Annotated in this window: 20 protein-coding genes; 16 read left to right on the top strand and 4 right to left on the bottom strand. The window is 72.2% G+C overall.

Going from position 1 to position 25404, the window contains the following annotated elements; translation table 11 throughout:
• The first annotated feature begins 109 nt into the window (after window positions 1-109).
• From ACIQLL_RS10490 to ACIQLL_RS10455, 8 genes are all read left to right on the top strand, one after another.
• Complete coding sequence (locus ACIQLL_RS10490) at window positions 110-2209, top strand: beta-galactosidase (RefSeq protein ID WP_402466504.1); 2100 nt, start codon at window positions 110-112, stop codon at window positions 2207-2209.
• 82 nt (window positions 2210-2291) lie between these two features.
• Window positions 2292-4598, top strand: coding sequence for an alpha-xylosidase (yicI, locus tag ACIQLL_RS10485; protein ID WP_402466503.1), 2307 nt, complete (start codon window positions 2292-2294; stop codon window positions 4596-4598).
• Entirely contained in the window at window positions 4595-6046 is a 1452-nt protein-coding gene (locus tag ACIQLL_RS10480; protein WP_402466501.1) for a GH1 family beta-glucosidase, read from the top strand. The genes yicI and ACIQLL_RS10480 overlap by 4 nt, the downstream gene beginning before the upstream one ends.
• 652 nt (window positions 6047-6698) lie before the next feature.
• Entirely contained in the window at window positions 6699-6941 is a 243-nt protein-coding gene (gene nrdH / locus ACIQLL_RS10475) for a glutaredoxin-like protein NrdH (protein WP_402466499.1), read from the top strand.
• A gap of 79 nt (window positions 6942-7020) precedes the next feature.
• A complete protein-coding gene (nrdI, locus tag ACIQLL_RS10470; protein WP_402466497.1) occupies window positions 7021-7452 on the top strand; it encodes a class Ib ribonucleoside-diphosphate reductase assembly flavoprotein NrdI in 432 nt (143 codons plus the stop codon).
• A 38-nt stretch (window positions 7453-7490) separates the two neighbouring features.
• The gene (gene nrdE, locus ACIQLL_RS10465; protein WP_402467403.1) at window positions 7491-9617 is read left to right on the top strand and encodes a class 1b ribonucleoside-diphosphate reductase subunit alpha; all 2127 of its coding nucleotides are present in this window, start codon (window positions 7491-7493) and stop codon (window positions 9615-9617) included.
• A gap of 50 nt (window positions 9618-9667) precedes the next feature.
• Complete coding sequence (gene nrdF, locus ACIQLL_RS10460) at window positions 9668-10648, top strand: class 1b ribonucleoside-diphosphate reductase subunit beta (protein ID WP_402466494.1); 981 nt, start codon at window positions 9668-9670, stop codon at window positions 10646-10648.
• A 77-nt stretch (window positions 10649-10725) separates the two neighbouring features.
• A complete protein-coding gene (locus tag ACIQLL_RS10455) occupies window positions 10726-11517 on the top strand; it encodes an MBL fold metallo-hydrolase (RefSeq protein WP_402466491.1) in 792 nt (263 codons plus the stop codon).
• Window positions 11518-11556: 39 nt separating this feature from the next.
• Here ACIQLL_RS10455 and ACIQLL_RS10450 read toward each other — a convergent pair whose 3' ends face one another.
• Both ACIQLL_RS10450 and ACIQLL_RS10445 read right to left on the bottom strand, forming a co-directional pair.
• Window positions 11557-12054, bottom strand: a complete 498-nt coding sequence (locus ACIQLL_RS10450; protein ID WP_402466488.1) for a phosphoribosyltransferase — start codon at window positions 12052-12054, stop codon at window positions 11557-11559.
• 108 nt (window positions 12055-12162) lie between these two features.
• Window positions 12163-13143: an FKBP-type peptidyl-prolyl cis-trans isomerase gene (locus ACIQLL_RS10445; RefSeq protein ID WP_402466486.1), complete on the bottom strand. Its 981-nt coding sequence runs from the start codon at window positions 13141-13143 to the stop codon at window positions 12163-12165.
• A 114-nt stretch (window positions 13144-13257) separates the two neighbouring features.
• Here ACIQLL_RS10445 and ACIQLL_RS10440 point away from each other — a divergent pair, with 114 nt between their 5' ends.
• The 3 genes from ACIQLL_RS10440 to ACIQLL_RS10430 all read left to right on the top strand — a co-directional run bounded on the left by ACIQLL_RS10440 (window position 13258) and on the right by ACIQLL_RS10430 (window position 15243).
• Window positions 13258-13557: an LIM domain-containing protein gene (locus ACIQLL_RS10440; protein WP_402466483.1), complete on the top strand. Its 300-nt coding sequence runs from the start codon at window positions 13258-13260 to the stop codon at window positions 13555-13557.
• Window positions 13558-13641: 84 nt separating this feature from the next.
• On the top strand, window positions 13642-14415 hold the full coding sequence (locus ACIQLL_RS10435; RefSeq protein ID WP_402466481.1) for an alpha/beta hydrolase: 774 nt from the start codon (window positions 13642-13644) through the stop codon (window positions 14413-14415).
• Between the two features lie 36 nt (window positions 14416-14451).
• On the top strand, window positions 14452-15243 hold the full coding sequence (locus tag ACIQLL_RS10430; RefSeq protein ID WP_402466478.1) for an alpha/beta fold hydrolase: 792 nt from the start codon (window positions 14452-14454) through the stop codon (window positions 15241-15243).
• Window positions 15244-15280: 37 nt separating this feature from the next.
• Here the strand turns inward: ACIQLL_RS10430 and ACIQLL_RS10425 are convergent, their stop codons facing one another.
• Window positions 15281-16753, bottom strand: coding sequence for a hypothetical protein (locus tag ACIQLL_RS10425; protein ID WP_402466476.1), 1473 nt, complete (start codon window positions 16751-16753; stop codon window positions 15281-15283).
• Window positions 16754-17024: 271 nt separating this feature from the next.
• On the opposite strand from ACIQLL_RS10425, the gene ACIQLL_RS10420 reads away from it, so the two are divergent.
• The 3 genes from ACIQLL_RS10420 to ACIQLL_RS10410 are packed head-to-tail and all read left to right on the top strand — an operon-like array spanning window position 17025 to window position 20592.
• Complete coding sequence (locus tag ACIQLL_RS10420) at window positions 17025-18542, top strand: hypothetical protein (protein ID WP_402466474.1); 1518 nt, start codon at window positions 17025-17027, stop codon at window positions 18540-18542.
• The gene (locus tag ACIQLL_RS10415; RefSeq protein WP_402466471.1) at window positions 18539-19612 is read left to right on the top strand and encodes a hypothetical protein; all 1074 of its coding nucleotides are present in this window, start codon (window positions 18539-18541) and stop codon (window positions 19610-19612) included. The genes ACIQLL_RS10420 and ACIQLL_RS10415 overlap by 4 nt, the downstream gene beginning before the upstream one ends.
• A gap of 44 nt (window positions 19613-19656) precedes the next feature.
• Window positions 19657-20592, top strand: a complete 936-nt coding sequence (locus tag ACIQLL_RS10410; protein WP_402466468.1) for a tetratricopeptide repeat protein — start codon at window positions 19657-19659, stop codon at window positions 20590-20592.
• Window positions 20593-20601: 9 nt separating this feature from the next.
• Here ACIQLL_RS10410 and glgB read toward each other — a convergent pair whose 3' ends face one another.
• Entirely contained in the window at window positions 20602-22806 is a 2205-nt protein-coding gene (gene glgB / locus ACIQLL_RS10405) for a 1,4-alpha-glucan branching protein GlgB (protein ID WP_402466466.1), read from the bottom strand.
• Window positions 22807-22905: 99 nt separating this feature from the next.
• On the opposite strand from glgB, the gene ACIQLL_RS10400 reads away from it, so the two are divergent.
• On the top strand, window positions 22906-23928 hold the full coding sequence (locus tag ACIQLL_RS10400) for a LacI family DNA-binding transcriptional regulator (RefSeq protein ID WP_402466464.1): 1023 nt from the start codon (window positions 22906-22908) through the stop codon (window positions 23926-23928).
• 105 nt (window positions 23929-24033) lie between these two features.
• Window positions 24034-25350 (top strand): ABC transporter substrate-binding protein, encoded by a 1317-nt coding sequence (locus ACIQLL_RS10395; RefSeq protein WP_402466461.1) that lies wholly within the window; start codon window positions 24034-24036, stop codon window positions 25348-25350.
• Window positions 25351-25404 lie beyond the last annotated feature (54 nt).

The raw sequence follows: 25404 nt of genomic DNA, 5'->3' as shown, positions 1-25404 counted from the left end.
GCGCTTCGACAGTCCGCGGTGAACACCTCGGCACCCGGCCCCGCAGTGACGCCGGGGCCTCCGGAGCCGGAGGTCCCGCACCGGCGGGCCGAGCGAGGAGGAGGCGACGGTGCCGAGCGTGCAGGGCGCGGGGCGAGCAGCGGGAGATGTCGGGTCGGGGTCCCCGGACGGCTTCCCCGTGCTGACCGACGATCTCGGGATCCTCTACGGCGGTGACTACAACCCCGAGCAGTGGGACCCGCAGGTGTGGCGCGAGGACGCGTGGCTCATGCGCGCGGCCGAGGTCAACCTCGTCACGGTCGGGGTCTTCTCCTGGGCGCGCTACGAGCCCGCACCCGGCGTCCGCGACTTCGCGTGGCTCGACGAGGTGCTGGAGGTCCTGGCCGCACAGGGAGTCGGGGTCGACCTCGCCACACCGACGGCGTCGCCGCCCGCGTGGCTCGGTCGCCGGTACCCGGAGACGCTCCCGGTCGACGTCGACGGGGTGCGCCTCGTGGCCGGGTCGCGCAACCACTTCTCCCCGGCCTCCAGGGTGTACCGCGACCACGCGCTGGCGATCACGCGTGACCTCGTGTCCCGGTACGCGGGGCATCCCGCGGTGCGCATGTGGCACGTCGGCAACGAGCTCGGGCAGGTCTGCTACGGCGAGGAGTCCGCGGCGCGGTTCCGGCAGTGGCTGCAGGGGCGGTACCGCACGATCGAGGAGCTCAACCACGCCTGGGGCACGGCGGTCTGGTCGCAGCACTACGCGTCGTTCGACGAGATCCTCCCGCCGCGGCGGACGGTCTACCACGTCAACCCCACCCAGGCGCTGGACTTCCGCCGCTACTCCTCGGACCTCCTGCTCGACCTCTACCGCGAGCAGCGGGACCTCGTGCGCGCCGTCGACGGGACCCGGCCGGTCACGACCAACCTCATGGGATTCTTCCCGCTCGCCGACTACTGGTCGTGGGCGCCGCACCTGGACGTCGTCGCGGACGACTCCTACCCCGACCCCGGCGACCCGGGCTCACCGGCCGACGCCGCCCTGACGGGCGACCTCATGCGCTCGCTCGGCGGCGGACGTCCGTGGATGCTGATGGAGGCCGCCGTCGGGGCGGTAAGCTGGCGCGACCACAACCTGCCGAAGTCGCCCGCGCGCTCCCGTCTGGAGGCGCTGCAGGCCGTCGCCCGCGGTGCGGACGGCGTGTGCTACTTCCAGTGGCGCGCGTCCCGTGCCGGCGCCGAACGGTTCCACTCCGCGATGCTCCCGCACGCCGGGCCGGACACCCGCGTGCACGAGGGTGTCCGGCACCTGGGTGCGGACCTGCGCCGCCTGCGGGCCGCCGTCGGCACGCGGGTCCCGGCACGGGTCGTCCTGCTGTTCGACTGGGAGTCGTGGTGGGCGGCGGAGGAGCAGGCCCGGCCCACCGCACGCCTGCGCGTGCTCGATCGGCTCCGGGCCTGGTACCGGCCCCTGTGGGACGTCGGAGTGGCGGTGGACCTCGCCGCGCCGGGATCCGACCTGTCGGGCTACGACGTCGTCCTCGTCCCGCAGTCGTACCTCCTGAGCGAGGTCGCGGCGCAGGAGATCGAGCGGGCGGCGCGGGCCGGCGCCCAGCTGGTCGTCGGCCCGTTCAGCGGGGTCGCCGACGGCAACGCCCAGGTGCGACCGGGTCGGTTCCCCGTGCTGCTGCGCGACGTGCTCGGCGTCAGCGGCGAGGAGTGGGTCGCGCTCCCCGACGCCGGGGTCCCCCTGCGCGTCGGCCCGTCGTTCGCGCGGAGCACGTCCGGGGACGACGACGCCCCGCGGGCGACGATCCTCGGTGAGCTCCTGCGCAGCGACGGTGCCGAGGTGCTCGCGACGTTCGCCACGGGTCACCTCGCCGGTCTACCGGCGCTGACGCGGCACGTCCTGCCCGACGGCGGGGGGAGCGCCTGGTACCTCGGGACCGTGCCGCCGGCGGCGCTCCTCGCGCGGGTGGTCGGGGCCGCGCTCGACGCGTCCGGGGTCGCCGGCGTCCTGCCGGGGCTCGCCGACCTGCCGGACGTCGAGGCGGTGCGGCGCGGTGAGCTCCTCTTCGTCCTCAACCACGGGGCCGCCCCCGTCACGGTGCCGGTGCCCGCTCCGGCGACGGACCTCCTCGCCGGCGCTCGCTGTCGCGACGTCGTCGAGGTCCCGGCGGAGGGCGCCGTCGTGCTCGCCGCGGACCCCACCGAGTCGCCGTGACGGCGGCGCTCCCGACGCTCGAGATGTTGCGACCACCGCAGGGGCCGGTGCCCCTGGACCACGACGAGAAAGCGGACCACCGATGAAGTTCACCGACGGCTACTGGTTGTCCCGGCCGGGCCTGCACCCGCTCCACGCGGTCGAGGTGGACGACGTCCGCGTCGACGAGGCCGCGGGCACGATGACGGTCTACGCACCCACCGCCGTGGTGCGCCACCGGGGTGACACGCTCAACCGGCCCGTGCTGACGCTGACGTACTCGTCGCCGGCGCCCGGCGTCGTCACGGTGCGGGTGGAGCACCACGCCGGTTCCCTGCATCGCGGCCCGGACTTCGCCCTGCACCCCGAGCCCGGCTACCGGCCGGTGGTGAAGGTCGACGAGACGGCCGGTGTGCTGCAGTCCGGCGGCCTGACCGTGCGGGTGCACCGCCAGGGCCCGTGGCGGGTGGACTTCGAGCAGGACGGCCGCCCGCTCACGTCGAGCCTGACCAAGTCGGTGGGGGCCATCGCCTCCGACGCCGGCGAGCACTGGGTCCACGAGCAGCTCACCCTCGCGCCCGGCGAGCACGTCTACGGGCTGGGGGAGCGGTTCGGCCCGTTCGTCAAGAACGGCCAGGAGGTCGACGTCTGGAACGCCGACGGCGGGACGTCCAGCGAGCAGGCGTACAAGAACGTCCCGTTCTACCTGACGTCCGCGGGCTACGGCGTCTTCGTCGACCACCCGGAGAAGGTCTCGCTCGAGGTCGCCTCCGAGGTGAACTCGCGCGTGCAGCTCTCCGTGCCCGGGCAGGCCCTGACCTATCACGTGATCGCCGGTCCGGAGCCGAAGGACGTGCTGCGGCGCTACACCGCCCTGACCGGTCGCCCGCCCCGCGTACCGGCCTGGTCCTACGGGCTGTGGCTGTCGACGTCGTTCACCACCGACTACGACGAGAAGACCGTGACGTCGTTCATCGACGGCATGGCCGAGCGGGACCTGCCCCTGAGCGTCTTCCACTTCGACTGCTTCTGGATGCGCGAGTACCAGTGGTGCGACTTCACCTGGGACCCGCGCACCTTCCCCGACCCGCAGGGCATGCTCACCCGCCTGCACGAGCGCGGTCTGAAGGTCTGCGTGTGGATCAACCCGTACATCGCGCAGCGCTCCCCGTTGTTCGCCGAGGGCGCCGAGCGCGGCTACCTGCTGCGCACCGACGACGGCGGGACCTGGCAGTGGGACCTGTGGCAGGCCGGCATGGGGCTGGTGGACTTCACCAACCCCGAGGCGACGGCCTGGTACCTCGGCCATCTCGACCGCTTGCTCGACCAGGGGGTCGACTCGTTCAAGACGGACTTCGGCGAGCGCGTCCCGACCGACGGCGTCGTCTGGCACGACGGTTCCGACCCGCACCGGATGCACAACTACTACGCGCAGCTCTACAACGAGGCCGTGTTCGGCCTGCTCGAGCGCCGCCGGGGGAGCGGTGAGGCGGTCGTCTTCGCCCGGGCCGCCACGGCCGGCGGGCAGCAGATGCCCGTGCACTGGGGCGGCGACTGCGACTCCACCTACTCCGCCATGGCCGAGTCGCTGCGCGGCGGGCTCTCGCTGGCGATGTCCGGGTTCGGCTACTGGAGCCACGACATCGGGGGTTTCGAGGGCACGCCCGACGCCGGCGTCTTCAAGCGGTGGCTCGCGTTCGGTCTGCTGTCCAGCCACTCGCGGTTGCACGGGTCGGGCTCCTACCGGGTGCCGTGGGCGTTCGACGACGAGGCGGTCGACGTCGCCCGCCGGTTCACCCACCTCAAGATGCGGCTCATGCCGTACCTCGGGCGTCTTGCCGAGGAGGTGGCCGCGGCGGGCACGCCGATGATGCGGCCGATGGTCCTGGAGTTCCCCCACGACCGCGCGACGTTCGGCGTCGAGACGCAGTACATGCTCGGCGACGCGTTGCTCGTGGCGCCCGTGCTGCGGGCCGACGGGACGGTCGATGCCTACCTGCCCGCGGGGCGCTGGACGCACCTCGACCCCGGGACGGTGGCCGACGGCGGACCTGTCGACGGCGCGGTCGTGGACGGTTCGCGCTGGGTCACCGAGACCCACGGGTTCACCAGCCTCCCGCTCCTCGTGCGGCCCGGTACCGTCCTCCCCGTCGGGGAGCGGTCCGACCGGCCCGACTACGCGTGGGCGCACGGGGTGACGTTGCACTGCGTCGAGCTGTCGCCGGGGCACGACGCCGAGGTCCTGGTGCCCGGCGGCTCCGGAGCCCCGGCGACCTTCCGGGTGCGGCGGGAGGCGGACTCGGGCACCGTCGTCGTCACGAGCGTCGACGCGCCCGCGGCCTGGGCCGTCCAGGTCGGAGAACGGCGGGTCGCGGCCAGCGGCCCCGGAGAGGTGAGGATCGAGCAGTGAGCAGCATCAGCGCGACGGGGCAGTTCCCCGAGGGTTTCCTGTGGGGGACGGCCACGGCCGCCTACCAGATCGAGGGCGCCGCCCACGAGGGCGGTCGCGGACCGTCCATCTGGGACACCCTGTGCCAGGTGCCCGGTGCCGTGCAGGGCGGTGACACCGGCGACGTCGCCTGCGACCACTACCACCGCTGGGCCGAGGACGTCGACCACCTCGACCGGCTCGGCGTCGGCGCCTACCGGCTGTCGATCTCCTGGCCCCGGGTGCAGCCCGGCGGTCGCGGGGCCCTGAACCCCGAGGGCGTCGAGTTCTACCGTAACCTGCTCGACGCGCTGCGCGAGCGCGGCATCACCCCCTACGTCACGCTCTACCACTGGGACCTGCCCCAGGAGCTCGAGGACGCGGGCGGCTGGGCGTCGCGGGAGACGGCCCACGCCTTCGCCGACTACGCCCGCGCCATGGCCCACGAGCTCGGTGACCGTGTCGCCCTGTGGACCACGCTCAACGAGCCCTGGTGCTCGGCCTACCTCGGCTACGCCTCCGGCGTGCACGCCCCGGGCCGCACCGAGCCGGCCGCGGCGCTCGCGGCGGTGCACCACCTCAACCTGGCGCACGGGCTGGCCGTCCGGGCGATCCGCGAGGAGATCCCCGGGGCCGCCTGCTCGATCACGCTCAACCTGCACGTCTTCCGCGCGGACTCGGACTCGGTGGCGGACGCGGACGCGGTGCGTCAGGTGGACGGTCTGGCCAACGGGGTCTTCCTCGGGCCGCTGCTGGAGGGCTCCTACCCGTCCGACGTGCTGGCGGACACCGCGAGCGTGTCGGACTGGTCGTTCGTGCAGGACGGCGATCTGGAGATCACGCGGGCCCCGCTCGACGTGCTCGGGGTCAATTACTACTCCTCGACGCGGGTACGCCGGTTCGACGGGCAGGGCGAGCCGGTGCGGGCGGACGGGCACAAGACGACGGCGGTCTCCCCGTGGGTCGCGGCCGACGACGTCGAGTTCCTGCGTCAGCCGGGCCCGCACACGGCGATGGGGTGGAACGTCGAGCCCGGCGGACTCACCGAGCTGCTGTGCTCGCTGCACGATCGCTACCCCGACCAGCCGCTGGCGGTCACGGAGAACGGGGCGTCGTTCACCGACGAGGTCGTCCACGACGTCGCGCTCGGGATCGACCGGGTGCACGACGTCGCGCGGGTGGCCTACCTGCGCGACCACGTCGCCGCCGTCGCCGCCGCGATCGACGCCGGGGCGGACGTGCGCGGGTACTTCGCCTGGTCGCTCATGGACAACTTCGAGTGGGCCTACGGGTACTCCAAGCGGTTCGGGATCCTGCGCGTCGACTACCCGACGGGGGAGCGGACGTGGAAGGACTCGGCGTACTGGTACTCCCGACTGGCTCGCACGGGACGGATCCCCGCGGTGTTCGAGGCCGGACCGCCCGCCTGACCCGACGCGCGCCTGCCCCTCGCCTCCTCCCGTCGGTCGTTGTGGGCGTGAAATTGACGGCCCTACCTCCCGGCAGGGCCGTCAATTTCACGCCCACAACGACCGACGGGCGACGCGCGCGGTGGGACGACACGCCGGGACCCGGCGGTGTGAGGAAGATCTGAGGACCGGGTGGTGCCGGCCGCGTCCCCGCGCGGCGAGCTCCGTGCACAGGGTGTGGACCGGCGTCGTCCACGGGCTGTGGAGGACGGTGCGCGAAGCGCGCGACGGCGCCGTCGACGGGTCGATCCACCGGTGCACGGACCGGTGGACGACGGACCGTGTCGGTGGCGCGTGCGACGATGCTCGCAGGATCGCGGGAGGCGCCCGAACGGCCATTCCGGGCGAATCACACCGGTGTAATGACAGCCGTGTGAACCACAACATGTCGTAGCCGAGCAGACGGCGAACACTAGGTGTAGTGTCTGAGAGACGCGGAAGCCACCGGCTCCCGCGCTAGCAACATCGGCGTAGTTCCACCGGTGTCGTCACTGGTCGCAGGCCTCCGAAGGGGTCCTGACGGCCCGGACGGCGGTCCCGGATCGCACGCCGAGGGCGCGACATCACGGGACATCGGACGCCGCCGATCGAGTGGCGAGACAGGGAGTGCGACATGAGCGTCACGGTCTACAGCAAGCCGGCCTGCGTGCAGTGCGACGCGACCTACCGCGCCCTCGACCGCAAGGGCGTGGAGTACACGGTCGTGGACATCACCGAGGACGCCGAGGCGCTCGAGATGGTCCGCGGTCTCGGATACCTGCAGGCTCCCGTCGTCGTCGCCGGCGAGGACCACTGGTCGGGCTTCCGTCCCGACCGCATCACCGCCGTGGCGGCGCAGCAGACCGTCTCGGCCTGAGAGCTCCGGCCCGGTCGCGAGGCACTGCCTCCCGACCGGGCCGGCACCACCGCAGCACGTCCGTCGGGGGGAGGGTGACATGGGGTCGCTCGTCTACTTCTCCAGCGTCTCGGAGAACACGCACCGGTTCGTCGAACGCCTCGGCCTCGACGAGCTGGGCATGGCGGTCCACCGGATCCCCCTGCGCCCCGCCGACGGCTTCCTGACCGTCGACGAACCGTACGTCCTCATGGTCCCCACCTACGGCGGGGGCAACGAGGGCGGCTCGGTGCCTCGCCAGGTCCGCAGGTTCCTCGGCGACGTGCACAACCGGTCGTTGATCCGTGGCGTCATCGCCGCGGGCAACACCAACTTCGGCGCTGCCTACTGCATCGCCGGCGACATCATCGCGGCGAAGTGCCAGGTGCCCTACCTGTACGCCTTCGAGCTGCTCGGGACGACCGAGGACGCCCAGCGCGTCCGTGACGGATTGGGACGATTTTGGCAACGACAGTCACTGATCTCGGCGTGAGCACCACGTCCGCCGACGCCCCGGCGCAGGCCGGAGGCGTGACGCTGCAGGAGTCCGAGCTCGACTACCACGCGCTCAACGCGATGCTGAACCTGTACGGGCCGGACGGCGAGATCCAGTTCGACAAGGACCGTGAGGCGGCCTCCGCGTACTTCCGTCAGCACGTGCTGCCCAACACCATCGAGTTCGACACCCTCGACGACAAGCTCGACCACCTGGTCGAGAACAAGTACTACGACCCCGAGGTGCTCGCGAAGTACTCGCGCGCGTTCGTCAAGGAGCTCTTCCAGCGCGCCTACGGCGCCGGCTTCCGGTTCGAGTCGTTCCTCGGTGCCTTCAAGTACTACACCTCGTACACGCTCAAGACGTTCGACGGCAAGAAGTACCTCGAGCGCTTCGAGGACCGCGTCTCGATGGTGTCGCTCGGCCTGGCCGACGGGGACGAGCAGCGCGCGCGCGACATCGTCGACGAGATCATCGCCGGGCGGTTCCAGCCGGCCACGCCGACGTTCCTGAACGTCGGCAAGGCGCAGCGCGGCGAGCCCGTCTCCTGCTTCCTCCTGCGCATCGAGGACAACATGGAGTCGATCGCGCGCAGCATCAACTCGGCGCTGCAGCTGTCGAAGCGTGGCGGCGGCGTCGCGCTGCTCCTGAGCAACGTGCGCGAGCACGGCGCGCCGATCAAGCACATCCAGAACCAGTCCTCCGGCGTCATCCCCGTGATGAAGCTGCTCGAGGACTCGTTCTCCTACGCCAACCAGCTCGGGGCGCGCCAGGGCGCCGGCGCCGTCTACCTGCACGCCCACCACCCCGACATCCTGCGGTTCCTCGACACCAAGCGCGAGAACGCCGACGAGAAGATCCGGATCAAGACCCTGTCTCTCGGCGTCGTCATCCCGGACATCACGTTCGAGCTGGCCAAGCGCAACGAGGACATGCACCTGTTCAGCCCGTACGACGTCGAGCGCGTCTACGGCAAGCCGTTCGCGGACATCTCGATCACCGAGAAGTACGACGAGCTGGTCGCCGACGAGCGGATCACGAAGAAGACGATCAAGGCGCGCGACTTCTTCCAGACGATCGCGGAGCTCCAGTTCGAGTCCGGCTACCCGTACGTGATGTTCGAGGACACGGTGAACCGGGCCAACCCGATCGCCGGGCGGATCACGCACTCCAACCTGTGCTCGGAGATCCTGCAGGTCTCGACGGCCTCGACGTTCCACGAGGACCTGTCCTACGACGAGGTCGGCCGGGACATCTCCTGCAACCTGGGGTCGCTGAACATCGCCAAGACGATGGACTCGCCGGACCTCGGCAAGACCATCGACACGGCGATCCGCGCACTGACGGCCGTCTCGGACCAGACGAGCATCGAGTCGGTGCCGTCGGTGAAGAAGGCGAACGAGCTCGGCCACGCCATCGGGCTGGGGCAGATGAACCTGCACGGCTATCTGGCGCGCGAGCGGATCCACTACGGGTCTGCCGAGGGCGTGGACTTCACGAACATCTACTTCTACACCGTCGCCTACCACGCGATCGCCGCGTCGAACCGGCTCGCGATCGAGCGTGGACGTGCCTTCGGCGGCTTCGAGGACTCCACGTACGCCTCGGGGGAGTACTTCGACAAGTACACCGAGGCCGCGTGGACGCCGGCCACCGAGCGGATCGCCGACCTCTTCGCTCGGGCGGGAGTGCACATCCCGACCCAGGACGACTGGCGTGCACTGAAGGCGTCCGTCATGGAGCACGGGATCTACAACCAGAACCTCCAGGCGGTGCCCCCGACCGGGTCGATCAGCTACATCAACTACTCGACGTCGTCGATCCACCCGGTGGCGGCGAAGATCGAGATCCGCAAGGAAGGCAAGCTCGGTCGCGCCTACTACCCGGCGCCGTACATGACGAACGACAACCTGGAGTACTACCAGGACGCGTACGAGATCGGGTACGAGAAGATCATCGACACCTACGCGGCGGCGACCCAGCACGTCGACCAGGGCTTGTCGCTGACGCTGTTCTTCCCGGACACCGTCACGACCCGGGACGTCAACAAGGCGCAGATCTACGCCTGGCGCAAGGGCATCAAGACGCTGTACTACATCCGCCTGCGCCAGCTGGCGCTCGAGGGGACCGAGATCGAGGGGTGCGTCAGCTGCATGCTGTGACGCCCCCGGCCCCGCCTCCTGACCCGCCACGCACGACGAAGGACACCGCCATGGCACCGACCGGACAGCTCAAGCTCATCGACCGCGTGACCGCGATCAACTGGAACCGCCTGCAGGACGAGAAGGACCTCGAGGTCTGGGACCGCCTGGTCGGCAACTTCTGGCTGCCCGAGAAGGTGCCGGTGTCCAACGACATCCAGTCGTGGAACACCCTGTCCGAGGCCGAGAAGCTGATGACGACCCGGGTGTTCACCGGCCTGACGCTGCTGGACACCATCCAGGGCACCGTCGGCGCGGTCTCGCTCATCCCGGACGCGCTGACCCCGCACGAGGAGGCCGTGTACACCAACATCGCCTTCATGGAGTCGGTGCACGCCAAGAGCTACTCCTCGATCTTCTCCACCCTCATCTCCACCAAGGAGATCGACGAGGCCTTCGCCTGGTCCGAGCAGAACGCCCAGCTGCAGCGCAAGGCCGAGATCGTCCTGGACTACTACCGCGGTGACGACCCGCTCAAGCGCAAGGTCGCCTCGACGATGCTCGAGTCCTTCCTGTTCTACTCGGGCTTCTACGCGCCCATGTACTGGTCGAGCCGGGCCAAGCTGACGAACACCGCCGACCTGATCCGCCTCATCATCCGCGACGAGGCCGTGCACGGGTACTACATCGGCTACAAGTTCCAGAAGGGGCTGGCCAAGCTCACCTCGGCCGAGCAGGACGAGATGAAGTCCTACACCTTCGAGCTCCTCTTCGAGCTGTACGAGAACGAGGCCGAGTACACCGACACGCTCTACGGCGAGCTGGGGCTGACCGAGGACGTCAAGAAGTTCCTGCGGTACAACGCCAACAAGGCCCTGATGAACCTGGGCTACGAGGGCCTGTTCCCGAAGGACGAGACGGACGTCAACCCGGCGATCCTCGCGGCGCTGAGCCCGAACGCCGACGAGAACCACGACTTCTTCTCGGGCTCCGGCTCCTCGTACGTGATCGGCAAGGCGGTCCACACCGAGGACGAGGACTGGGACTTCTGAGACGCCCTCGGGAGGGCAGCGCGCGGCGTCGACGGACCTGACCGGGCCGGTCGGCGGACGAGCAGGAAGGGAGAGCCGTGACGGACACCCTGCGACTCACGCACGTCGGCGGGCCCACGCTCCTGATCCAGCTCGGCGGCTGGAACCTGCTCGTGGACCCCACGTTCGACCCGCCCGGACGCCGGTACGGGTTCGCGCTCGGTACCTCGTCGGTCAAGCTGGCAGGACCGGCCGTACCCCTGGAGGACCTGCCCCCGATCGACGCCGTGCTGCTCAGCCACGACCATCACGCCGACAACCTCGACGACGCCGGCAGACGCCTGCTTCCGCAGGTGCCCCGTGTGGTGTCCACGGCGGCGGCAGCCCGCCGGCTCCGGATGCCCTCGGTCACCGGCCTGAAGCCGTGGTCGGCGACCGAGCTCGCCCACACCGGCCGACCGACCCTGCGGGTGACGGCCACGCCGTGCCGGCACGGTCCACCGCTCAGCCGGCCGGTCGTCGGGGAGGTCGTCGGCTTCGTGATCGAGCCGGCCGACAAGAGCTCGGGCGCGCTCTGGATCACCGGTGACACCGTCACGATCCCCGCGCTCGCCGAGGTCCCTCGACGCTTCGACGTCGACACGATGGTCATGCACCTGGGTCGCGTCCGGTTCGGGCTCACGGGCCCCCTCCGGTACAGCATGGACGGCCACGACGCCGTCGAGCTCCTCCGGACGGTCCGCCCCCGCCGCGCGGTGCCCGTCCACTACGAGGGATGGAGCCACTTCAGCGAACCCGTCTCCGACCTCCGGCGCGCCGTCGACGGTGCCGAGCAGCAGCTCCGGGAGCGCGTCGTCTGGTTGTCGCCAGGGGTTCCCACCCCGGTCTGACGGGCCGAGGAACGCCGCCCTCGGCGGGCGCGCCGGGGCTCAGGCGGCCCCGTCGCCACCGGCCCCGTCGACGGGCGGCTCGGCCGACCAGGGGAACGTGATCCAACGGTCGGTCTCGCGCCAGGAGTACTCGGGCCGGTAGACCGAGCGGGGCTTGGTGTAGAGCACCGCCGCCCGGGCGTCGGCGCCCTGCTCGGCGAGCATCCTCATGACCAGCTCCAGGGTGCGCCCGGAGTCCGCGACGTCGTCCACCACGAGCACGCGCGAGCCCGGCAGCTCGGAGGTGTCCATGAGCGGCGGCAGGACCCGGGGGTCGTCGAGCGTGCGGCCGATGTCGGTGTAGAACTCGACGTTCATGGTGCCGACGCCCTTGGTCCCGAGCGCGTAGGCGACCGCACCTCCCGGGACCAGGCCTCCGCGCGCGACGGCGACCACGACGTCGGGCCGGAAGCCGTCGGCCACGACCTGCTCGGCGAGGCGGCGGACCGCCGTCGCGAAGTCGGACCAGGTCAGGACCTCACGGGGCGGGCTCGTCATGGGCCGACGATACGACGACGGCGGGCCCCCGCACCATGCGGGGACCCGCCGTCGTGGCTCTGCCCGCGCGCGGAGGCCGACACCGGCCGCGAACGCGGGCGGTCGGGACTACTCGACGGCGAGGATGTCCACGACGAAGACCAGTGGGCTGTCGGGCGGGATGCTCCCGTCCGGCGAGCCGTCGGCGCCGTAGGCCTGGTCGGAGGGGATGACCAGCAGCACCTGGCTGCCGACCGTCTGCCCCGCGATGCCGTCGGTCCAGCCGGGGATGACCTGCTGGAGGGAGAACGAGGTGGGGGCGCCACGTTCCCAGGAGGAGTCGAAGACCTCGCCGTCCATCGTCCAGCCCGTGTAGTGGGCGGTCACCGTCTGGTCGGCCTTCACCGTCGGGCCGTCACCCTTGATGAGGGTCTGGGCCACCAGCTCGTCCGGGGGCTCGTAGCCGTCGGGGATCTCGACGGACGGCGCGCCGTCGTCGGCCAGCGTCACGGTGGGCAGGCCCTCCGCGGGCTCCACCGCCTCGCCCTCGGCGCGTTCCGGGATCTTGACGGCGTCGGTGACCTCCAGCAGGTTGACCACCGTAGCCGGGTTGTTCTCCGCGTCGACCGTCGGGTTCGCCACGAGGATCCGGGCGCCGACCTGCTGACCGACCAGCGGCTCGGTCAGGAGGCCGTAGCGCTGGTCACCGAGGAGGAAGCTCTCCGGCGCGTCGGTCTCCCAGGTGGAACCGAGGAGCTCCCCGGTCGAGTCGTACGCGACGTACTGCATGGTGACCTGCATGCCTTCGGCCAGCTCCTCGCCGTCGCCCTCGTCGACGACGCGCGTGGTCGGCACCGACACCTCGAGGGAGTCGAACGTGAGCTCGGGCTCGCTGCCGGGCTTGCCGGAGACCTTGATCGCGGCGAGGGCGGCGATGTCCTCGTCCGTGGGCTCCGCAGCGCCGGTGGCGTCGGCCGACTGGGTCGACTCGGCGGAGGCGGAGGCCTCGGGCGTGGCCTCCGACGAGTCCCCCTCACCGCCCGAGCAGGAGGACAGGACGAGTGCGGCGGCCAGCGCGGTAGCCACGCCGGCTGCGGAACGGAGCTTCACGAGAGACCCTTCGGTCGCGGAGAGAATCGGCCCGAGTCACGGGCCCCGGACACTCTAACGGTCCGCGGCCCGGTCACGTTCCGCCGTCGGGCTCCTGGGCGTGACAATGGAGGCATGCCCTCACGCCGACCCTCACGCAAACGACCCTGGGGTGCGCAGCACCAGCCCCTCGACACCGACCGCGCCCTGGGCGGCGTGCGTCACGTCAGCGGGGGCGACGGCGAGTGGACGGTGCGCCGGGTCCGCGGCGGGGAGAAGGCGTACACCTGCCCGGCCTGCCACCAGCAGATCCCGCCGGGGACACCGCACGTGGTCGCCTGGCAGCGCGACGTCGTCGGGGGCGAGCAGGCCGGTCTGGCCGACCGCCGGCACTGGCACCCGGCCTGCTTCCAGCGTCGCGAACGGCTGCGCTGACCTGGGCGGCCGGGGCCTGGCGTCAGCCTGCCGACGGTCCGCGGCCGACGGGCAGGAGCGGCGGCGCGAACTAGGCTGGCAGTGATGAACGACGACGCCGCCACCGGCCACCAGATCCGCTCGATGACCGTCCTGCCCGCCCGCCGGGAGGACGTCGACCTGCACACCGCGGACGGGCTCACGCTCGTCGGCGAGCTCGCGCTGCCCGCCGACGTCGATCCCGTGGCCAGCCTGCTCACGTTCCACCCGTTGCCGACCCACGGCGGCTACATGGACTCGCACGTCTACCGCAAGGCGGCCTGGCGTCTCCCGGCGCTCGCGGACCTGGCGGTGCTGCGCTTCAACACCCGGGGCACGACCTCGCCCCGCGGCACGTCCGAGGGCGACTTCGACGGCGGCGACGCCGAACGGTACGACGTCGCGGCGGCGCTGGAGCTGGCCGAGTTCCGTGAGCTGCCGCACCCGTGGCTGGTCGGCTGGTCCTTCGGCACCGAGCTCGTCCTCAAGCACGGCGCCGACCCGAGCATCGAGGGGGCGGTCCTGCTCTCGCCACCCCTGCACCGCGCCACGGACGCCGACCTGGACCGGTGGGCCGACTTCGGCAAGCCGCTCGTCGTCCTCGTCCCCGAGCACGACGACTACCTGCAGCCCGTCGAGGCCAGGGAACGGTTCGCGCGGGTGCCGCAGGCGGAGGTGATCGGGGTCGACGGCGCCAAGCACCTGTGGGTGGGGGAGCCGGCCGTGCGCCGGGTGCTGGACGAGATCGTGCAGCACGTCGTGCCGGGCCACGCCCCGCTGCCCACGCACTACGACGGCGACGTCGAGCAGGTCTCGGACGTGGCACCGGCCACGAGGTGACGCGAACCGCGAGGACGACGAGAGGGTGACTCAGCGATGACGACCACGACACTGGCAACGTCCCTGCTCTGCGACGGCGGTGGTGTGCCCCTGGTGCTGCTGCACGGGTTCCCCCTGGACCTGCGCATGTGGCGCCCGGTGGCCGCCGAGCTCGGCGACCGTGTGCGCGTGATCGCGGTCGACCTCCCCGGCCAGGGCCACAGCGACATCGGCAGCCTGCCACCCACGCTCGAGGCCGCCGCCGACGCCGTCCACGACACGCTGCGCGCGCAGGGGGAGGGCAACGCCGTCGTGGTCGGGCTGTCGATGGGCGGCTACGTGGCCCTGGCGCTCGCGGAGCGGCACCCGGAGCTCGTCCACGGGCTCGGGCTCGTGGACACCAAGTCGACCGCCGACGACGAGGAGGCGCGCGCGAACCGGTACCGGATCGCGCGCACGGTCACGGACGAGCAGAGCACCGACGCGGTGGCCGGGATGCGGTCCAAGCTGCTGGGGCCGACCAGCGCGATGGAGCGTCGCGCCCTCTACCCCACCCTCGACGCCTGGATCCGCGCGCAGTCCCCGGCGGGGGTGGCCTGGGCCCAGAACGCCATGGCGGCGCGACCGGACCGGACCTCGGTGCTGGAGTCGTTCGACGGCCCCGTCGCCGTCGTCGTCGGTGCCGAGGACCAGATCACGCCGGTCGCCGACGCCCACCACATGGTCGACGCGGCACGGGACGCGGTGCTGACGGTCGTGCCCAACGCCGCTCACCTGAGCGCCGTCGAGGAGCCGGCGGCGGTGGCCAAGGCGCTGCTCGACCTGCACGACCGGGTCGCCCGGATCTGAGCCGCCGGCGGGTCGCGCCGCCGGCGGCTCGGGGCTGTCAGGCCTGCGAGCGGGCGGCGGCGGTGTCCTCCGCCGGAGACCCGGGTTCGCCGGACCCGGCGGCGTCGTCCGCCGACTGCGTCGAGGCCGCCCGTGCGGCCTGCGCCGGTGTCTGGTCGAGCGGACGCTCGGCCTCGGGTGCGGCCTCGTCCTCCGCGTCCTCGGGGGAGGCCGAGGACGCCGACGGCGCCGGGACGTCCCACGACTGGTCGGGCTGGGGCGACGCCGGGGCATCGGAGAGCTCCGCGGCGGCCTTCTCCGTGCCCAGCAGCCCCCGCAGCTCCTCGAGGTAGGAGTTGATCGAGTCGTGACGGCGGGTGAGGTCCTCGAGCTGCCGCTCCGCCGTGGTGCGGCTCTGCTCCGCCTCGGCCTGGGCGTCCGAGACCGTCTGCTCGGCGAAGGTCCGGGCCTCGGAGACGATCATGTCGGCCGATCGCCGGGCGTCGGCGACCAGGTCCTTGACGTAGGCGTCGGACTCGGTACGCACCCGGTCTGCCTGCGCGAGCGCCGCGGCGACGCGCTTCTCGGCCTCGGCGGCGTGCTCCTCGGCCGCGCCGACGAGACGTTCGGTCTCGGCACGCGCGGTCTCGTGCCGTTCGGCGGCCTCGGCCTCGACACGTTCGCGCATCTGCGCGACCTCGAGCTCGGCGTCGGACAGCGTCCGACGGGTCCGCTCGCGCAGGTCCTCGAGCTCGCTGGTGACGGAGTTGGCGGCCTCCGCCGCCTGGTGCTTCGCCTCGGCGACGATGCGGGCCGCCTCGTTCCGGGTGCGCTCGAGCAGGTCGCCGGACTCGCGCTCGGCCTCCTCGCGCACGGCGGCCGCCTCGGCCGACGCCTCGGCACGCAGCTGCGCGATCTCACGGTCGGCGGTGACGCGCGCCTCGGTCACCTCGCGCTCCGCCGTCGACCGCAGGGTGCCGATCTCCCGCTCCAGGCCGGCGCGGCGTTCGCTCTCCTCGGTGGTCAGGGTGCTCGTGATCAGCTGGGCCTCGCGTTCCGCGGAGCCGACCAGCTCCTCGGCGCGGCGCTGGGCGCCCTGGAGCGTGCCCTCGGCCTCGGCGCGCGTGGTGGACCGGATCTCCTCGGCCTCGCGCCGCGCGCTGGACAGCAGCTCCGAGGACTCGGACTCGGCACGCTGGCGGACCTGCCCGGCCGAGAGCTTGGCGCGGGCCATGATGTCGGCCGCCTGCTGGTTCGCCTGGGTCAGCACCTCGGCCGCCTGCTCGTCGGCGGACCGCAGCAGGCGCTCGGCGCGGGCTCCCAGGCCGGCGTAGGACGGCTTGTCGTTCTCGCGGAGCTGGCGGTGCGCCTCGGCCAGCTCCGAGGAGAGCTGCATGGCGCGGCCGTCGGTGGCCTCGACGTTGCGTCGGGCCTCCTCGACCGCCTGCTCCAGGCGGGAGATCTGGTTCTCCACCGCCGCGCGGTCGTAGCCGCGCATGGTGATGGGGAAGAGCGAACGCTCGTCGGACACGTGGAGACCTCCGTCTGTCAGTGGGCGCCGCGGGCTCCGGTCAGGATAGTGGGCGGCGAGTCCCACCGACACCCGAAGTACCTCCCGATCGGACCGGACACGCCGCTCCGGGGGTCGTGGTGGCCCCGCGGGGCGCAGCCGTGGGAGGCTCGGGGGCGCCGGTACCGGACTCGTGAAGGGTTCGTGAACCCATCCGGCGGGCCCTGCCTCGGCGTCCGACGGGACGGTGGGCGTCCCTATCCTGGAGTGTCCACGTCGAAAGGGAAGCTCGGTGCTGCAACGCATTCTCGGTGTCGTCCTCGTTCTCGCGGGCCTGGGCGCCATCGTGTTCGGGGTCGCCTCGGCCACGGTCCTGCGCGAGTCGGACACGGTCGTCGCCACGGCGCGCCCCGCCGGTGACGGCACGATGGTCGTCACCGACCCCGGGGTCCTCGGGCTCGTGGCCTCGGACGTCACCGTCACCGCCTCGGTGCCCGCCGGGCAGGAGGTCACCGTGGTCGTGGGCCGCGACGTCGACGTCACCGGCTGGCTCGGCGCGGACCCGTACACCCGGGTGACCGGGCTGGCCGACTGGGAGACCTTGTCCACCGAGGCGGTCGAGCCCCCGGCGGACGACGAGGGAGAGGGTGCCGACAGCGACGCGGCGGAGGGTGACGCCGCGGCGGACGGTGCCGACGACGGCGACGTGCCGCCCCCGGCGGACCCGGCCGGTTCGGACATGTGGGTCACCGAGCTCACCGACGCCGAGCAGGTGACGCTGCGCTGGTCGGATCGTCCGGGGCGGTGGGTGCTGCTCGCCGCGGGGACCGGGCCCGCGCCCGCGCAGGAGGGTGACGGGGCGGACGGCGACGGCGACGCCGCGCAGTCGGAGTCCGCCGACGGGGCGGCCGACGCCGCCGAGGCGCCGACCCTGGAGCTGACCTGGGACCGTGACGTCGCGACGCCTCTGCTGTGGCCCGCGGTCGGGGTGGGCGGTGTGCTCCTCGTGATCGGGCTGGTGCTCCTCGCCGCCGGCCGCCGCCGCCGCAAGCGGTCGCGCCGCAGCGCGACCGGAGCCGCGTCGTCGTCGTCGCCGTCGCTGAGCTCGCCGTCGCTGAGCTCGCCGTCGGCAGCGAGCCCGAGCACCAGCCCCGCCACCCCCGACGACAGCCCGGCCGGTCCCTTCGCCCGCACCACCACGACCTCCGCGTGGCCGGCCACCGTCGCCGCGAACCCGCCCGCTGCGCCGGACGAGACCACCGAGGCCTCGTCGGAGGCAGGCGCGGACGGTCCGGGATCCGCCGGACCCGACGGCGAGCCCGGTTCCGGGGGCCGGTCGGGCACCGCTCCGGTCCCCGTGGCGGGACGGTTCTCCCGTCGCTCACGCCTGCGCCGACCCCGGCCGGAGACGTCCGCGGAGCCCCCGCAGCACGAGGACGCCGCACCGGCCGCGACGCCCGAGCCGGCTCCGGCCGCCCCGGAGCCGGTGGCACCCTCGCCGGTCACGGCGACGGGCTCCCACCCGACGCTCCCGGACGGACGTCCCCTCACCCGCCGCGAGCTGCGTCGGCAGGAGGAGGAGCGCCGTGCGTCCGGACAGTCGGGCATGGGCCGCGCGTTGCGCGCCCTGACGGGCCAGACGCCCGTGGTGCCCCCGCCGTCCGGTGGCGGCACGACGCCGGAGGACGCGTCGCCGGGACGGCCCGCGTCCCGCCGCGCCTCGGCCTGGCGCGAGACGTGGGGCTTCGGGGACACCACCGGCGGCTCCGACGACGCGTACGACGACACGACCGACGGGGGAGCCCGATGACCCGCACCGACCGCACGCCCCGGGCGCGCCGCACCGCCGTCGTCGTCTCCGTGGCCACGACCGCCACGCTCCTGGCGGGCTGCGCCCAGGAGCTGCCGCAGCCCGTGGCCGACGACCCGTTCGAGGGTCCGGTGCTGACCGCCGCCCAGGAGACGGCCGTCGTCGACTCCGTCGCGGGGGCGCTCGAGAAGGCCGGCAAGAAGCGCAAGCCTCAGCTCCTCGAGCCTCGGGTGACCGGACCCGCGCTCGAGGTGCGCACCAGCCAGATCGAGGTCGCCCAGGCCCGGGACGACGACTCGTTCGTCACCAGCATCCCGACCGAGCTCAAGCGCATGATCATCCCGACGACGCAGACGTGGCCGCGGGTCAGCTACACCATCACGGAGCCGACGGAGAATCTCGAGGTCCCGCGGATGGTCGCCTATACGCAGGACTCGGCGCGGGACAACTACAAGATGTGGTCCTGGGTCCAGCTGATCCCGGGGACCACCATGCCCAACTTCGCGGATCCCGAGGTCATCGGGTCCGCGGCGGTGGCACCCGACGACGACTCCCTCATCGTGACCCCGACGCAGGCGATCAAGCAGTACGCCGACCTCGTGGCCCGGGGGACCGACAAGTCGAAGCACGCCGACGCCTTCGAGCTGCCGTCGGACAGCCCGGACCTCGTGCAGCGTGTCCAGGAGGACGCGCAGACGGTGCGCAAGGCGGAGGACTTCCAGGACGCCGACGGGGAGTACGCGCTGACGTTCGTGCCGCGGACCGACCAGACCGTCGCGGTGCGGACCTCCGACGGCGGCGCCGTGGTGATGGGCGTGCTCGACGGCAACGCCCGGGCGACGGTCGAGGAGGACGGCGAGATCGGCGCCCTGAGCGTCGCGCAGGGTGCCCTCATCGGCGACGAGGACAAGACCAACGAGCTGTACGTGGAGTACACCGACCAGATCGCGCTCTACGTGCCGCCGGCGGGTTCGTCCGAGTCGATGCGGCCGCTCGGCTACTCGCACGTCCCCGTCGACGCGTCCACGTCGATCCCCGACAAGAAGAACACCGACCGCTCGAAGAACTGACGCCGACGCGACGGCCGGGGTCCGAGGATTCGTAGGATGTGCTCATGAGCAACCCCACGCCCGAACCGAGCTACAGCCCGCGTGGCGCCGTCGACCTGTCGGCGCTGAACCGTCCTCAGTCGCCGCCGCCGGGAACCCCGGGCGGGGCGCCGACCGCGGGCGGGTTCGTCGTCGACCTCACCGACGCCAACTTCCAGCAGGTCGTGCAGGACTCGACGACGTACCCCGTCGTGGTCCTGCTGTGGATGCCCACGGACCAGGCCAACGCCGACCTGGGCACGCTGCTCGGCCGGATCGCCGAGGAGTACGCCGGACGGTTCCTCCTGGGTCGGTTGGACGCGGAGGCCTACCCCCAGATCGCCGCGGCGTTCCAGGCGCAGGGCGTGCCCACGGTGGTGGCCGTCCTGGCGGGTCAGCCGCTCCCGCTGTTCGCCGGCGCGGCCTCCGAGGAGCAGGTCCGGGGCGTCCTGGACCAGGTGCTCGCCGCCGCCGAGCAGAACGGCGTGACGGGGCGGGCCCCCGGGGCGCAGGAGCCTGCGGAGGAGGCCGAGGAGGTCGAGGAGCCGCTGCCTCCGCTGCACCAGGAGGCCTACGACGCGATCGAGCGCGACGACCTCGAGGCGGCCGAGGCCGCCTACACCAAGGCGATCAAGCAGGACCCGAAGGACGCGCAGGCCGTCGCCGGGCTCGCCCAGGTGGCCCTGATGCAGCGCACGCGCGGGGCCGACCTGCACCAGGTCCGCACGGCCGCCGCCGACGCGCCCGACGACGTCGCCGCGCAGCTGGCCGTCGCGGACATGGACATGCTGGGTGGCAAGGTGGACGACGCCCTCGCGCGGCTGCTCGACCTGCTGCCGGGGGCCGAGGGCGACGACAAGGAGGCGCTGCGCACCCGTCTGGTCGAGTACTTCGAGGTCGTCGGGCCGTCGGACCCGCGGGTCGGCAGGGCTCGCCGGAAGATGATGATGTTCCTGTACTGAGCCCGGGGGTCAGCGGGGCGTGAGCACCAGGGCGCCGAGCGGGGGGACCCGCAGAGCGGCCGAGTGCTCGCGACCGTGCCACGGGATCGGCTCGGAGCGGACCTCGCCGGTGTTGACGACGCCGGACCCGCCGTAGCGCAGGTCGTCGGTGTTCAGCGCCTCGTGCCACGTGCCCGCGTGGGGCAGGCCCAGGCGATAGCCCTCGTGCGGGACGCCCGCGAAGTTCACGACCACGACCACCGGGGAGCCGTCGGCGGCGCGGCGCACGTAGGACAGCACGTTGTGCGCGGCGTCGTCGGCGTCGATCCACTCGAAGCCGGAGCCGTCGAAGTCCCGCTCCCACAGCGCCGGGGTGGCCCGGTACAGGGCGTTGAGGTCGCGCACGGTGCGCTGGATCCCCGCGTGGGCGGGGTCGTCGAGCAGCCACCAGTCCAGGCTCCGGCCCTCGCTCCATTCCGCCACCTGGGCGATCTCGGAGCCCATGAAGAGCAGCTGCTTGCCCGGGTGGGTCCACTGGTAGGCCAGGAACGAGCGGACTCCCGCGAGCTGCTGCCAGCGGTCGCCGGGCATCTTGGCCAGCAGCGACCCCTTGCCGTGCACCACCTCGTCGTGGCTGATGGGCAGCACGTACTGCTCGGAGAACGCGTACACCAGGGAGAACGTCAGCTCGCCGTGGTGGTGGCTGCGGTACATGGGGTCCTTGGCGACGTAGCGCAGCGAGTCGTTCATCCAGCCCATGTTCCACTTGAGGCCGAACCCGAGGCCCCCGGCGTCCGTGGGCCGGGTGACCCCGGGGAACGCCGTGGACTCCTCGGCGATGATCATCACCCCGGGGCTGCGCCGGTAGGCGGTCGCGTTGGCCTCCTGCATGAAGCCGATCGCCTCCAGGTTCTCCCGGCCGCCGTGGACGTTCGGCTCCCACTGGCCGTCCTCGCGCGAGTAGTCGAGGTAGAGCATCGACGCCACGGCGTCGACGCGCAGACCGTCCGCGTGGAACTCCTCGAACCAGTAGCTCGCGTTGGCGACGAGGAAGTTGCGCACCTCGCGGCGGCCGAAGTCGAAGACGTAGGTGCCCCAGTCGGGCTGCTCGCCGCGCCGGGGGTCGGGGTGCTCGTACAACGGTGTGCCGTCGAACCGGGCGAGGGCGAACTCGTCGCGCGGGAAGTGCCCCGGCACCCAGTCGATGATGACGCCGACGCCGGCCTGGTGCAGCCGGTCCACGAGGTACCGGAAGTCGTCGGGGGAGCCGAACCGCGCCGTCGGCGCGTAGTAGCCCGTGACCTGGTACCCCCAGGAGCCGCCGAACGGGTGCTCGGCGACCGGCAGCAGCTCGACGTGGGTGAACCCCTGCTCGGTGACGTAGGCCGTGAGCTCCTCGGCGAGCTCGCGGTAGCCGAGACCGGGCCGCCACGAGCCGAGGTGCACCTCGTAGACGCTCATCGGACCACCGTGGGGGTCGGTGGCGGCGCGGCGGTCCATCCACTCGTGGTCGCCCCACGCGTGCTCGGAACGGGCCACCACGGAGGCCGTCGCCGGGGGGGCCTCGGCGGCCTGGGCCATGGGGTCGGCCTTGGCGCGCCAGGTGCCGTCCGGACCGCAGATCTCGTACTTGTACCGCGTCCCGGCGGCGACGTCGGGCACGAAGATCTCCCACACGCCGCTGGAGCCGAGGGACCGCATCGGGTGCACGGGGGACCAGCGGTTGTGGTCGCCGACGAGCCGCACCCCGCGGGCGTTGGGTGCCCAGACGGCGAACGACGTCCCGACGACGTCGCCGCGGGCGCTGGGGTAGACGTGCTGGTTGGCGCCGAGCACCCGCCAGAGCGTCTCGTGGCGGCCCTCCCCGATGAGGTGCAGGTCCATCTCGCCGAGCGAGGGCAGGAAGCGGTAGGGGTCGTCCGTCGTCGTCGACTCGTCGCCGTAGCGCACCCGGACGCGGTAGTCGGGCGCGTGCCGCGTGCCGTCGTCGTCGACGGGTGCAGGGACGACGGCGGCCCACACGCCCGCGTACTCGTGCGTGGCGGGGTGCTCGGTCCCGTCGTCGGTGACGACGGCGACCTCGTCGGCCAGCGGGCGCAGCACCCGGACCACGGCGAACGCACCGTCCCGGGAGGGGACCAGGTGCGACCCGAGCACAGAGTGCGGGTCGTGGCTCGTCCCCTGGGCGACGGCGGTGAGGACCTCGGGATCGACGGCGGGGGGTGCGGGTGTCATGCGCCCCACCCTTCCACCGCGGCCCCGACTTGTCAGGACGTGCACGCCGTCTGGCGCGCGGGGATTCCGACGTACGATCCTTGCGAGGAGAGGTGAGGAATGGCCCGCATCACGATCGCGGACATCGCGCGACGCGCCGAGGTGTCGACGGGTGCCGTGTCCTACGCGCTCAACGACCGGCCGGGCGTCTCGGCGACGACCCGGGAGCGCATCCTCGCCATCGCCGCCGAGATGGGGTGGCAGCCGAGCCAGGCCGCTCGCTCGCTGTCCGGCGCCCGTGCCGAGACGATCGGGCTGATCCTGGCCCGGGCGCCCGAGACCCTCGGCTTCGAGTCCTTCTACATGCAGTTCGTCGCCGGCATCGAGCAGGTGCTGTCCGAGCGTTCCTACGGTCTGCTGCTGCAGGTGGTGCCCGACGTCGCGGCGGAGGTCGCGGCGCACCGGCGCTGGCGGGCGGCACGGCGCGTCGACGGCGTCGTGGTGGTCGACCCGCGGACGGACGACCCGCGGCTGCCGCTGCTGCTGGGGGCGGACGCGCTGCCCGCGGTCGTCGTCGGTGACCCCGGGCTGGCCGGCGGGGCGACGGCGGTGTGGACCGACGACGGGACGGCGCTGCGGGAGTGCGTGCGGTACCTGGTCGGCCTGGGGCACCGTCGGATCGGGCGCGTCTCGGGTACCGAGGAGTTCGGTCACACCCACATCCGTGACCTCGCGTTCGACGACGAGACGCGCAGTCACGGCGTCGTCTCGCGCTCCGAGCGCGCCGACTTCACGCCGGAGGCCGGTGCGGCGGCGGCGCGGGCGCTCCTGACGGCGGCCGACCCGGTGACGGCGATCGTCTTCGACAACGACGTCATGGCGCTCGCCGGGCTGGGGGTCGCCCACGAGCTGGGGGTCCGGGTGCCGCAGGACCTCTCCCTGGTGGCGTGGGACGACTCGCCGCTGTGCGAGGCGGCGTTCCCGCAGCTCACCGCCCTGAGCCACGACGTGACGAGCTACGGCGCGCACGTGGCGCGGCGGCTCTTCGACCGCATGGAGGGTGCTCCGGCGGCGAGCTTCCTCGACGCGACGCCGGTGCTCCGGGTGCGCGGCTCGACGGGTCCGGCGCCCGCTGCCGACTGACCTCCCGGCGATCCCCTGCGCTGCACTGAAGCGCTTGACCTCCGTAACTTAACCGCTTAACGTGTGTCGCGTCACCGTTCAACGACGACCGGAATCGAGCACGACATGGCAACGAAGCACCGCATCACCGGCGTGGCCGCCACCGCCGCCGCCGCGCTGGCCCTGACAGCCTGCTCCGGCGGGGACGAGCCGGGGACCGGCACCGCCGACGACGCCGCACCCTCCGGCGAGATCACCGTCATCACGCAGCGCACCGACATCGTGGACACCGTCTTCCAGGACTACAAGGAGCAGTTCGAGGCCGAGTACCCCGACGTCACCGTCACGTTCGAGGCGCTGACCGACTACGAGGGCGAGATCGCCGTGCGGATGAACACCGCGGACTACGGCGACGTCCTGCTGATCCCCAACAGCGTCACACCCGACCAGCTCGGCACCTACTTCGAGCCGCTCGGGAGCGTCGACGAGATGAGCGAGACCTACCGCCTCGTCGAGGAGAAGGCGTACGACGGCCAGGTCTACGGCGTCTCGATCACCGTGAACACCCAGGGCCTGGTCTACAACAAGAAGGTCTGGGCCGATGCCGGCGTCACCGACCTGCCGACCACCCCGGACGAGTTCCTCGACGACCTGCAGGCCATCGCCGACAACACCGACGCCGTCCCGTACTACACGAACTACGCCGACGGCTGGCCGCTGAGCCAGTGGGACGGCAACCGCGGGGTCATGGGCGACCCGGACTACCAGAACACCCACGTCGCCCACAGCGACACCCCGTGGGCCGCCGACGAGTGGCACGGCATCTCCGACGGGCTCCTCTACGACATCGTCGCGGCGGGGCTCAGCGAGGACGACCCGACCACCACGAACTGGGAGGAGTCCAAGACGCTCCTGGGCACCGGCGAGGTCGGCACCATGCTGCTCGGCTCCTGGGCCATCACGCAGATGCAGCAGGCCGCCGAGGACGCCGGCGGCTCGGCGGACGACATCGGGTACATGCCGTTCCCCTACCAGGTCGACGGCACCTTCCACGCCCAGGTCGCGGGGGACTACAAGAACGCGATCAACGTCAACAGCGAGCACAAGGCCGCCGCCCGGGCCTGGATCGACTGGTTCGCGCAGGAGTCGGGCTACGCCTACGACGAGGGCGGCATCTCCCCGCTGGTCGACGGCCCGACGCCCGAGACGCTCGGCGACTTCGACGACGCCGGGGTCGAGTACGTCGAGATGAACCCGGCCCCGCAGGGCGAGGAGGCCTACGAGTCCGAGATCGTCAACGCCTCCGAGATCGACCTGTACGGGAACATCTACCGCCAGAAGCTCGTGGACACCGCCCGCGGCGCCGCGGACGGTGACAAGGAGTCCTTCTTCGCCGACCTGAACCAGCGTTGGGCCGACGCCCGCGCGGCAGTCGGCGAGTGACCCTCGCCCCGGGGTGGTGGCGTCCCGCGCCGCCACCCCGGGATCCCACCGATT

The organism is Isoptericola aurantiacus (genome assembly GCF_044769875.1).
GTDB classification, from domain to species: Bacteria; Actinomycetota; Actinomycetes; order Actinomycetales; family Cellulomonadaceae; genus Isoptericola; species Isoptericola aurantiacus.
This window is presented reverse-complemented; position numbering and strand designations above follow the sequence as displayed.